The sequence below is a fragment of the Clostridium sp. LY3-2 genome, assembly GCF_024705715.1.
GTDB lineage: Bacteria > Bacillota > Clostridia > Clostridiales > Clostridiaceae > Clostridium.
In genome coordinates, this window is the sequence record NZ_JAMDLQ010000052.1 from 22,807 (window position 1) to 33,587 (window position 10,781).

The window sequence follows — 10,781 nt, forward strand, 5'->3', positions numbered from 1 at the left end:
GGCATTAAACTCTATGATGTAATAAATTCTTTAAATGATTTCGTTCAAGCTTTAGCATCGTAAGGCGGTGAAATTGCGTTAGGTTATGCCTTGAATCGACATCCCCTGCTGACCAAGCGAATAGTGTCTCCACTATTTTGCGGTAGCAATCCATATCCTTACGGTAGCCTCACCTACCGCACTGTCTATTCTTTTTTCTTACAATGTCATTATATCACTCTTAACTTAAAAAGTTTATTACTTTTTTCTTGCTTTTTTTAAATTTTTTTATGACTTTTGAATTTTTTATTACCATAACAAGTAAAAATATACTATTTTAACAAAGGGTATTTTTTAGTAAGTTACACTTACTCTAGGATATAAAGTTGTACCCCATATTGATACGTTTATATCGTTTGTTAAAGGTAAATTATCTTCATCTACTACAGTTCTCCACCATTCCCAAGCAAGTCCTGTGCACTCTCTAGCCATTACTTTTATATTTTTTGCATTGGCTTTAAGAGGTATTATTGTAGAGTAATGTGCTGTTTTATCTTTGTAGTTATCACTCCAATTTTTGTGAGTTAATACTTATCATAAGATACTTCATCCCAAGAAACTCTAAATTGAGCTACATATGCTCCACTATGGTCTAATGTTATTTTACCTCTTGAGTATTCTGTAGAAGTAGTTTCAATGTAGTCAGTTTTGTTGTGAACTGCTGCAATTGAATTATCTTTTAAGAAAACACTAGTGTATGAAATAGGGTATGCTGGGTTTTTAGCGCTAAATGCTGCATTATCTTTAATAACACTTTTTATTTCATCAAAGTCTTTAGAAACAACTTTGTTATGCTCTTGTGCATCTCCACCTAAAACAACTGCTGTAAATGTACTATCTTCATAAATATCTTTGTATTTAGAATTAGCTTCTACACTATTATTTTTAACAAGTGCCTTAAATGCAGCTTGTACATCTTTACTCTTAGATGTAGTTTCTAACTTAACGTATACTGTTCTTCCGTAAGCTACGTTAGATACCATAAGAGGTGGCGCTTCATTACTTACACCTTTTCTAGTTAAATCTTTAAATGTTACTCCATTTCCAAAAACATCTGCTGGGTTGTTTGGAAGGTTTGCGCTTACTGTGTAGAATATTTGTTTGTAAGCTACTATCATAACTTTTTTCTCGTCATTTGCGACTGCATTAAAGTCTACACCTAAAGAGTTTTCTAAAACTTTTGAATTCACGTTAAGTGCACTTGATATTTGTGACTTACTGTAAACCATAGATTCAGAGTATTGAGTTCTAGCTGGTAAAGTATGAGTGCTTGAATATTTATCATTCCACTTAGAAACTAAAGTATCTACAGCAGCTGATACGTTTCCGTAGTTTGGATTTTTAACTTTTATAGTATTTTCGTTTTGTAAACCAGGTAAGTCTATACTTATGTTTATAGGTTTTCTCTTGCATACTAATAATGTTGGTCTATTATCTACAAATGATTGATCTGCAAGTTGTAATGCACCTGGGTAAGTACGATCGTTAACTGAATCAACGATTGAAATATCAACAGGTGAAGTAGTTAATGATTTTTTCTTTCTTTCAACTACTACAAACTTATCACCCTTGTTTTTACCTTCTCTTGGAGTAAAACTTTCTATTTTATCTCCATTAGATGCAAGAACTTCGTTTTTGTTGTAGTTTAAATTTGCTATCTCCTCGTTAATAGCTTCTCTGTTTTCTTTGTTTTTATCAGCATCTTTTTGTTCTATAGTTTTAGCATTTTCTTTGTTCACATCAGTTGCGAAAGCATTACTACTTCCTAAAAGAAATGAACTTGAAATACAAACCGTTATAACTAAAGCTGATATTATCTTTAGCTTTTTCATTTTGTTTTCCCCCTATGTTTTTCTTTTATTTTTAATTATATTTTAAAACATTTTAAAAACACTATAATATCATTTTTTTTCATATTTCGAAAAAATAAGAGGTAATTGTGTAAAATACTTACTTTAACTAAGTTGAAATGAGGTTATTTTTAAGTTATATTTTTAAATATAGTATTTGTATATTTTTACTAATGAATTTAAAAATAAATTTTAGGAAGGTTTTTTATATGTTTAAAGAAGATTTGCTAGAAGGCTCAGAAAAGATCCAATTTAATATTTTAAAAAATTTATTTATAAATAAAGGCAAGATGAATAGGTCTGACTTATGTGATAAACTAGGTATTTCTTTGCCTACTTTAAAATCCCATGTTGAAAAAATAGACCACCTTTTTAGAACTGATTATAAAGCTAAAATAAGCATCTATTACACAAAAGATTTTATATTTTTAAAATACAAAGATGAGATCCGCTTAAAATCTTTAATATTTTCCTATCTAGATAACTCTCCTAAATATAAAATACTAAATTATTTCTTTTTAAATAGTAATGGAAAACTTACAGGAGTCAAGCTATCTGAAAATTTTAATATAAGTTTAGCTACCCTAAATCGGAAGATTATTGAGTGCAATCAAATCTTAAAAGAATTTGATATATCAATCAAAAATTACGAACTAACAGGTTCTCTAATGCAAATTTCTTATTTTTATTATCTTTTCTTTTGGAATACAGAAGTCGATATTCCAAATATAAGATTAAGTGATTATAGCTTAATTACTATAATAGAAAAAACTTTAAAAATATCTTTAAGCATTAAACAAAAGCATTCTTTATACCTTTGGCTTAAAATCCTTATGGTTAGAAAAAAGTTTTTTAGATCTGACTTCTTAGAGGACTCATTTACTAAATCAAACTTAAACCTATTTAAAGAAACTGAAATCTTTAAAGAACTTAAGCTGTTTTTTAAAAAAGATAGTTTAAATAAAGGTTCAACCACGTATTTAGCTTATTCTACCCTTTGCTTTATTTTAAGTTTTAATATAGTTCCATACGATTTTATTAATAAAAATAAATACATAATTAATAGCTGTCCTTTTAAAATATTTAGTTTAGTTATAGATGAAATAGAAAACATATATCTTAAAGTCCCAGAAAATTTAAGTGAAGAATTAAAATTAAATATTTTAAACCTTTGTTTTAGAAACTATTATTTTAAAGGAGTTTTTTATTCTAACAACAAAGTTATTACAAGCTACTATTTAAACGATTTTAAAAGTTCTTTTAAAGATGATTTTACAGACAAATTATATTTAAAAATCACTAATCTTTTTGATTTTAAATATACTATAGATAAAACTTACTTTAAGTTATGTATAATACTAACTTTAAATTATTTAGATGGCATATCTAAATATCATATAAGAATAGGGGTATTATCTATGGCTGAAAACTTAATCATCAATTCAACTATAGATTATTTAAAAAGTTTTTTAAGTAAAAAGTTTAATGTCTTAGTTGAGATTTATGACGAAAACAGAACTGAAAACTATGATTTAGTTATAACTAATTTCAATATAGATTTTATTCCAAAAAATTATGACCACATCTATACTTTTACGAATCTAACTATAATGTATGATTTAAACAATGTAGTTGATCTTATAAGTGAAATAGAAGAATCTAAACTAAAAAATAGACAGTAGCTTAAAGCTACTGTCTATTTTTATACCTTTATATCTTCAAAAAATTTATCTACTACGTCTTTATTTTCACTTGTTAATACCATAACATCGTTAGGTTCTATAACTGTAAATCCTTTTGGAATGATTACTTTATCATTTCTTTTAATCATTACTATTAAAATTTCATCTGGTATATCTAAGTCCATAATTGCGTTTTTTGCTATTTTATTGTTGTCTCCGATTTTTATTTCAAAAATATAATCTTTTATTCTATCTTTTAGCTTTTTAGTTTCTTTAACTTCCTCTTCAGAAATTAAATTTAACTTCTTAGCAAAGAAAGGTATAAGCGTTCCTTGAATAGCTACTGAAAAGAGTGCGACGAAAAAGATTATGTGGAAAATATCACTTTCCATAGCTGATGTTCCTATAACTGCATATATAGCAAAAACTAAAGATGCAGCTCCTCTAAGCCCAACCCAAGAGATAAATGCTTGCTCTTTAAGGGGTATCTTAAAAGGAGTAAGTATTAAAAATACAGCTATCGGTCTTCCGATTATTATAAGGAATAATGATATAGCTATCCCTTCTACTGCAACATGTAATATTTGAGATGGGAATGCTAAAAGTCCAAGCATAAAGAATAACATTATCTGCATTATCCAAGAGGATCCATCTAAAAAGTGATTTAAACTCTTTTTGTGAGGGATTTTTGAATTACCTATACTAATCCCAGCTATAAATACACTAAGGTATCCATTTCCTCCTATATATTCGCATACTGCATAAGATAAAAGTGCAACAGCAACTATAAATATAGGGTATAATCCTTCTATCTCAAATTCTACTTTTCTAAGTATGTATACTGCTATTTTTGAAAGAATAAGTCCTACTAAAACTCCAAATACAATTTGCTTAAATATCATTGCGAAAAGCCCTATTCCTAAAGGCTCACTACTTGTCATAAGCATTATCATTATGCTAGTTAACATATAAGCTGTAGGGTCGTTACTTCCACTTTCAAATTCAACTAAAGTATCTATATTATGTTTTAGTTTTAAATTTCTAGAACGAAGTATAGACATAACTGATGCAGCATCTGTTGATGCTACTACACAACCTAATAAAAGACCTTCTATCATACTTGTTTTTAAAACATAATGACAAAATAGACCTGTAAGTCCTGCAGTTATAACTACTCCTAAAGTTGATAAAGTTATCGCAGGTTTTGCAATAGATTTAGCTTTTTTCCACTCTGTGCAAAAACCTCCGTAAAACATTATAAAGACTAATGCTATAGATGATAAGGTGTATGTTATATCGTAATTATCAAAATAAATTCCACCTATCCCATCAGAACCAAATAGCATTCCAATTATTATAAAGACTAAGAGTACAGGTACGCCCCATTTGTAAAAAACTTTACTAGATATAATGCATATAAGTAGTACTAAGCCACTTAGTATCATTAAATTTACCATAGTTAAAGTACCTCCCTAATTTAAAATATATTTTTTATTTTCCCTCCTTTTTCATTTTTAATTCTATAACTATACCTTTATTAAACCATAGTTTGCTTATTATTTTATTAAGAAAAATGAAAGTATTTTAGTTTTAGCCGTCATTTTGTGTTATGTTTTTGTTAAATTGATAATTTTAATAGCTATTTTCAAAAAACCTTCAGCTAAAATTTAGCTGAAGGTTTTTTTATATTTAAATATTCTTTTCTTTAAGAAATTCTATATATTCACTTCCCCAAACTTCTAAGCTCTCTAAAACTTTTTTAAACTTTTCTCCTATAGGGCTTAATGAATATTCCACCTTAGGTGGGATGCTTGCATATTCTTTTCTTTCTATTAAACCATCTTGTTCTAAAGATTTTAACTGTCTTGATAAAGTAGTATGCGTCATTTCTGGAAGCCTACGTTTTAATTCGTTAAATCTAACTTTGCCATCACTTAAATGGTATAAAATCAGCATAGACCACTTTCCAGTTAAAACTTTTTGAGATGTTACATACGGACAAACGCCGAATAATTCTTTTCCCATATTGCCTCCTTAGTATCATATTTGATAGTAGGTATCAAAATAAATCGTACTTACATTTAATATCATATTATATATAATAATACTATAATCGATTATAAAATAAAACTTGAAATCTTTTGGAGGTTATTATAAATGATAAATTTAGACTTTTTAAATAAAAATGTAATTGGAACTTTTTCTACTATAGATGGTGATTTAATTCAAACTAGGATGTTTCAATCTTTATGGGTTGAAGGTAATAAAGCATTCTTTTGTACTGGTGCTAAGAAAGATGTTTTTAAAGAATTAACTAAAAACAATTCTGTAGCTTTTTGCACTGAAAATAATCAATCACCTGTAGTTTCTATAAATGGATTCGTAACTTTTGTAGAGGATATTAAATATAAGGAAAAAGCTTTTAAAGTTTTACCTATGCTTGAAAAAATATATACTTCTACCGAAAACCCTGACTTTAAAGTTTTTTATATAAACATAAAAGAAGTTAAAACTTTCAGCTTTGAAGAAGGTCCTAAAAAATATACTATATAAAACAAATGCCAAAGTGAGAAATAAATCTCACTTTGGCATTTTTTATTAGAATTTTAATGCTATATCTTTTGCTTTTTCTTTTCCTTCTGATACTAATTTATTAACATCAGCTCCTAAAACATCTAAGTTTTCTATAGCTATAGTCTTAGTATCTTCTATTCCAAAGAAACCTAAAATAGTTTTTAAATATCTATCTCCCATTTCGTAAGGTGAGTCTAAATACTCTCCTCCTCTAGCTGTTATGTGAATAGCTTTTTTATCTTTTAATAAACCTACTGGCCCGTCTTGTGTGTATTTAAAAGTTACTCCTGAAACACTTACGTAGTCTATATAAGCTTTTAAAATAGCAGGTATACTTAAGTTCCACATAGGGGCTGCAATTACGTACTTGTCAGCATCTTTGAATTGGTATACGTATTTTAATAAAGGATCATTTTTACTGTTTTCGTCTTTAGGACCAAATAATTTTCCTAAATCTTCACCTTTTAAGAAATCTATATTTTCTTTATAAAGGTCTAATGTAATTATTTCGTCTTTTGGATTTTTCTTTTTATATTCTTCTATAAAATAATCTGATACTTTAAAAGTTCTTGATTCTCCTTCTGGTTTTACGTTTGCTTTGATATATAATACTTTACTCATAATCTTCTCTCCTTTTTATATATAAAGATGTTCATTTTTCTTCATTTCTATTAATATGAAATGTGAATCTTTATCTGCTTTTATTTTAATATTTTCTTCTATTACTTCTAGTGCATCTTCTTCTTTAAGGTTTATTTCGTTTATAGTAGATTCACCTTCTATTTGAACTAAGTATAATTGTCTTCCCTTATTTACATCAAAAGATAGCTCTTTTCCCTTTTCTAAATAAGTTGTATACATATTTATATCTTGGTGGATTTTTATAGGTGCATCTCCTTCATAACTAGAAACCATGTGCATTAAATTATTTATTCTCTCTTCCCAGTTAAATTTAAATTCACCGTAGTTTGGTTCGTACCCGCTTTTATCTGGAATAATCCAAATTTGAAGTAATTTAAGTTTTTCATTGCTTTTATTAAATTCACTGTGGTTAACTCCAGTACCTGCACTCATATATTGCATTTGACCTCTAGTTAATACACTTGAATTACCCATACTATCTCCGTGAGTTAGCTCGCCCTTTTCTATATAAGTTATAATCTCCATATCTTTGTGAGGGTGAGTATCAAAGCCTGACTCCGCTTCTATAGTTTCGTGATTTAAAACTCTAAGTACTCCAAAGTTTATATTTAAAGGGTTAAAATATTCTGCAAAAGAAAAGTGAAAGTTACCGTGTAACCATCCATAATTACTTTTTCCCATATTCTCACTATTTATTCTTTTTATCATACCCTACCTCCTTTTATCACTAATTAGTGATAAATCTATAAAAAAATTTTTATTTTTTGAATTTTTTAAGAATCTCCTTTAGCATTATTTTTTCCTCATCAGTTAACACGCTAAATATATTTGCTATATTTTTTATGTGCTTTGGTAAAATGCCTTCAATAACTTCTCTTCCTTTTTCAGTTAAAGATATAATAGCCGACCTTCTATCTTCAGGGTCTGAATTCTTTTTAATTAATCCATCTTTCTCTAAGTTTTTTATAACTACAGTTATATTCCCTGATGTAGTTAATATCTTTTCTATTATTTCGCATATTTTCAAATCGCCTTTGTTATATAAAACTTCTAAAACTCCAAACTGTGCAGCTGTTAGCCCACTTTCTTTTATAGTTTTATATTCCTCTTTGTGAATTGAATGTTCTGCTCTAGTTAATGCAACTAATGTTTTTAGTGCTAAATTGTTATCATTTATTAATTCTTTTACTCTATCCATAAATCAAGAATATCACTAGTTAGTGATATTGTCAATAATAATTATTATTTAATTATTTATGGAAATTGACATAGTTTTTCTTAAATGTTAAAATAGCATTGTTTATCGGAGGGTTAAAAAGACCGGATAAGATATTTATCTTATCCGGCTTTTTTTTATTCTTAAAATATTTTAAATTGGAGGGATATTATGAATAAAGCTTGGATTTATGTTATTATAGGTGGATTTTTAGAAGTTTTCTGGGCACTTTGCTTAAAGAAATCTGATGGATTTACTAATTTAGGTTATACGATATTAACTATAGTTTTAGTAGTTATAAGCTTTTACCTTTTCTCAAAAGGAATGACTTTACTTCCTTCTGGAATAGCTTATACAGTCTTTACTGGAATCGGTGCTATGGGAACTATTATTTTTGGAATTTTAATTTTAGGTGAGAGCGTAAGCTTTTCTAAGATATTTTTTAGTGCTTTACTTTTTATTGGCCTTGTAGGTTTAAAAGTAAACTCTAAAGAGGAGGTGTAGGTTTATGGATTTAGTTTTTCTTATTTGTTCTGGCTTGTGTGAAGTCCTTTTAGTGTATTGCATGAAAAGGTCAGAAGGATTTACATATAAATTATGGTCTGCCCTTACTATTTTAGTTGCAGCTACTAGCTTAACTTTATTATCACTTGCAATGAGAACTACAGAAGCTGGAACTGCTTATTGTATATGGGTTGCTATAGGGTCTGTCGGATCTCTTTTATTAGGTGCTTTTTTATTTAATGAGCATTTATCTAAAAAACAAATTTTTTACTTAATCTTAATTATAATCTCAGTTATAGGTCTTAAAGTATTTTAAAAAAAGAGCACTAATTACCTTTTTTAAAGTAATCAGTGCTCTATTTTTATTTTAATTCTATTTTTAAGTACATATATCTTCCGTCTGATGTGATTTCTCCGTCTTCTACTTTTATATCTTCTTTAAATATAGGACCACCTATAGTTACAGTATGAAATTCTCCGTTTTCTCCACAAGAATCTATACCTCTTTCTTCTAATTCTTTCATATAATCAAAGGTAAGTATTCTTCCAAGGTCCTCTTCTTTCATCCCTTGAGTAGTATCTATAGTTATAACCTTAGTTTTAAATCCTAGTGAGATAAACTCTTTAACTACTTCTTTGTGATCCCTCTTCCAAAGTGGAACTCCAAGTTTAAGCCCTATACTATTAGTAACTCTTTCGTGCCAGCAATCTTCTTCTGGAAGGTCAATATCTCCAGTAACAAGTACTTCTGCTCCCTTATCTTTAGCGTTTTTTAATATTTCTACAAAGACTTTTTCGTAGTTTTTAAAATTCGCTGAGCCTGTATAAAGAGGAACTCCTATAGCCTTAGCTTGTGCTTTAAGTATATCTTTAAATAAACTGTGAGCCCTTGACCTATCTCCCTCTTCTTCCATCATTACAACAATTCCTACTGCTGTCCCTTTTTTCATTGCTTTATATAAAGCTAAGGTGCTATCTTTTCCTCCACTATATGAAGCTATAAAATTTTTATTTATAGCTCCTTCTATCCAGTTTTTCATATCTTTATCTCTCCTTTTTTCTTAAGTTTAAAATAATACATAAATCATAATAAATCCTATTGTAATTGAAGCGAGTCCTGCCCCTATTGCTAATAAAAACTTTTGATATAATCTTTTGCCGTACTCTTGATTCTTCTCTGAACCATCTAAACTTTTTCCTTCTATAAAAGCAATAACCTCTTTATACGTTTGAATATTAAAATTCTTCTTATACTTTTCTACTCTAATTGAATAATATATCCCTAAAACAGCAATTATAACCCAAATAACTATACCTGTATTTCCCATAAACTTTATAAGTGGAATAGGTAATATAATCGTTAATATTAACAGTATAGAGAATATATTGCCTTCTCTCTTAAATTTACTTATATCTTCTGAATTAATCTTTTCTTTCATTTTTTCAAGGTCTCCTTTAACTAATACGTCAAGAGATACATTAAAAAGAGAACTTAATAATAATAAACTTTTTATATCAGGATAGTTTTTATTATTTTCCCAGTTTGAAATAGTTTGACGAGATACAAATATCTTTTCAGCTAATCCATCCTGAGAGAGTTTAATTTCTGTTCTGTGTTTTTTAATTTGTTTTCCAATCTCCATATAATGTCCCCCTTGCATCATTATTTTATAACCTTGAATAAATTTAAACTATCAAATATGTTTGATATTGATTGAATTCACTATGTCAAAAGTATTTTACATACAAAAATCATAGATCTCCTAAACCATTATACCATATTATGTAAAAATAAAGTTTGTTAATGTTATTCCTTTTTCACATATAAAATTAACCTCAACCAATTATTGGTCAAGGCTTTAATAAGAAATACTATATTTATTCTTCTTTTCTTGAATCATCTTTACTAATATGTTTTATTACCATAAAAATAAAACATACTTTACCTAACCTAACCTTTATAAGCTCCTAATACTATATAAAGATTATAAAAAAACACCTACTTAAATTTATTAGTAGGTGTTCACCTTGTGTAAGTTTATCTTACTAAATCAAAGATTTAGAGATGCTTGTAATGAAACACCTACTCACTTTCGTTCCTAGGTGTAAGTTCTACCAACCAAATCAAAGATTTGGGGTATCACTTATGGTACGGTTCTCCTTTACTTATTCTGAATGCTCTGTAGATTTGTTCTAGGAGCATTACTCTGAATAATTGGTGTGGGAATGTCATCTTCGAAAAGCAAAGTTTGTAGTTTGCACGTCTTCTTACTT

General features: G+C 28.1%; 12 protein-coding genes, 1 pseudogene and 1 riboswitch. Of the genes and pseudogenes, 4 read left to right on the forward strand and 9 right to left on the reverse strand.

All coding sequences use genetic code 11. From position 1 onward, the window contains the following. Window positions 1–28: 28 nt before the first annotated feature. Window positions 29–188: riboswitch (M-box (ykoK) riboswitch) on the reverse strand. Between the two features lie 145 nt (window positions 189–333). Then, window positions 334–1,871 (reverse strand): annotated as a pseudogene (locus tag M4I33_RS14960) (thiol-activated cytolysin family protein). Between the two features lie 227 nt (window positions 1,872–2,098). Between M4I33_RS14960 and M4I33_RS14965 the strand changes: the two are divergent. Continuing rightward, the gene (locus tag M4I33_RS14965; RefSeq protein WP_257917578.1) at window positions 2,099–3,571 is read left to right on the forward strand and encodes a helix-turn-helix domain-containing protein; all 1,473 of its coding nucleotides are present in this window, start codon (window positions 2,099–2,101) and stop codon (window positions 3,569–3,571) included. A 20-nt stretch (window positions 3,572–3,591) separates the two neighbouring features. Here the strand turns inward: M4I33_RS14965 and M4I33_RS14970 are convergent, their stop codons facing one another. Beyond that, window positions 3,592–5,028 carry a potassium/proton antiporter gene (locus M4I33_RS14970; RefSeq protein ID WP_257917579.1) on the reverse strand — a complete coding sequence of 479 codons (1,437 nt, stop codon included), beginning with the start codon at window positions 5,026–5,028 and terminating at the stop codon, window positions 3,592–3,594. Between the two features lie 232 nt (window positions 5,029–5,260). Next, the gene (locus M4I33_RS14975) at window positions 5,261–5,596 is read right to left on the reverse strand and encodes a helix-turn-helix domain-containing protein (RefSeq protein WP_194192537.1); all 336 of its coding nucleotides are present in this window, start codon (window positions 5,594–5,596) and stop codon (window positions 5,261–5,263) included. 132 nt (window positions 5,597–5,728) lie between these two features. On the opposite strand from M4I33_RS14975, the gene M4I33_RS14980 reads away from it, so the two are divergent. Further along, the gene (locus tag M4I33_RS14980) at window positions 5,729–6,124 is read left to right on the forward strand and encodes a pyridoxamine 5-phosphate oxidase (RefSeq protein ID WP_257917580.1); all 396 of its coding nucleotides are present in this window, start codon (window positions 5,729–5,731) and stop codon (window positions 6,122–6,124) included. Window positions 6,125–6,169: 45 nt separating this feature from the next. On the opposite strand, the gene M4I33_RS14985 is transcribed toward M4I33_RS14980, so the two are convergent. From M4I33_RS14985 to M4I33_RS14995, 3 genes are read right to left on the reverse strand one after another with little or no spacing between them, the layout of a single operon-like run. Further along, window positions 6,170–6,766 carry an NAD(P)H-dependent oxidoreductase gene (locus M4I33_RS14985; RefSeq protein ID WP_194192535.1) on the reverse strand — a complete coding sequence of 199 codons (597 nt, stop codon included), beginning with the start codon at window positions 6,764–6,766 and terminating at the stop codon, window positions 6,170–6,172. Between the two features lie 15 nt (window positions 6,767–6,781). Continuing rightward, a complete protein-coding gene (locus M4I33_RS14990; RefSeq protein WP_257917581.1) occupies window positions 6,782–7,495 on the reverse strand; it encodes a pirin family protein in 714 nt (237 codons plus the stop codon). A gap of 49 nt (window positions 7,496–7,544) precedes the next feature. After that, window positions 7,545–7,985 carry a MarR family winged helix-turn-helix transcriptional regulator gene (locus M4I33_RS14995; protein ID WP_257917582.1) on the reverse strand — a complete coding sequence of 147 codons (441 nt, stop codon included), beginning with the start codon at window positions 7,983–7,985 and terminating at the stop codon, window positions 7,545–7,547. Between the two features lie 189 nt (window positions 7,986–8,174). On the opposite strand from M4I33_RS14995, the gene M4I33_RS15000 reads away from it, so the two are divergent. Together M4I33_RS15000 and M4I33_RS15005 are read left to right on the forward strand one after the other, a co-directional pair. Continuing rightward, complete coding sequence (locus M4I33_RS15000; RefSeq protein ID WP_194192532.1) at window positions 8,175–8,507, forward strand: multidrug efflux SMR transporter; 333 nt, start codon at window positions 8,175–8,177, stop codon at window positions 8,505–8,507. Window positions 8,508–8,511: 4 nt separating this feature from the next. Next, on the forward strand, window positions 8,512–8,823 hold the full coding sequence (locus tag M4I33_RS15005) for a multidrug efflux SMR transporter (RefSeq protein WP_257917583.1): 312 nt from the start codon (window positions 8,512–8,514) through the stop codon (window positions 8,821–8,823). 46 nt (window positions 8,824–8,869) lie between these two features. Here M4I33_RS15005 and M4I33_RS15010 read toward each other — a convergent pair whose 3' ends face one another. From M4I33_RS15010 to M4I33_RS15020, 3 genes are all read right to left on the reverse strand, one after another. After that, window positions 8,870–9,547: a diphthine--ammonia ligase gene (locus M4I33_RS15010; RefSeq protein WP_257917584.1), complete on the reverse strand. Its 678-nt coding sequence runs from the start codon at window positions 9,545–9,547 to the stop codon at window positions 8,870–8,872. 27 nt (window positions 9,548–9,574) lie between these two features. Continuing rightward, on the reverse strand, window positions 9,575–10,150 hold the full coding sequence (locus M4I33_RS15015; RefSeq protein ID WP_257917585.1) for a helix-turn-helix domain-containing protein: 576 nt from the start codon (window positions 10,148–10,150) through the stop codon (window positions 9,575–9,577). 497 nt (window positions 10,151–10,647) lie between these two features. After that, window positions 10,648–10,781, reverse strand: a 134-nt coding sequence (locus M4I33_RS15020; RefSeq protein WP_257917586.1) for a 23S rRNA (pseudouridine(1915)-N(3))-methyltransferase RlmH, incomplete at its 5' end; no start/stop codon positions are given.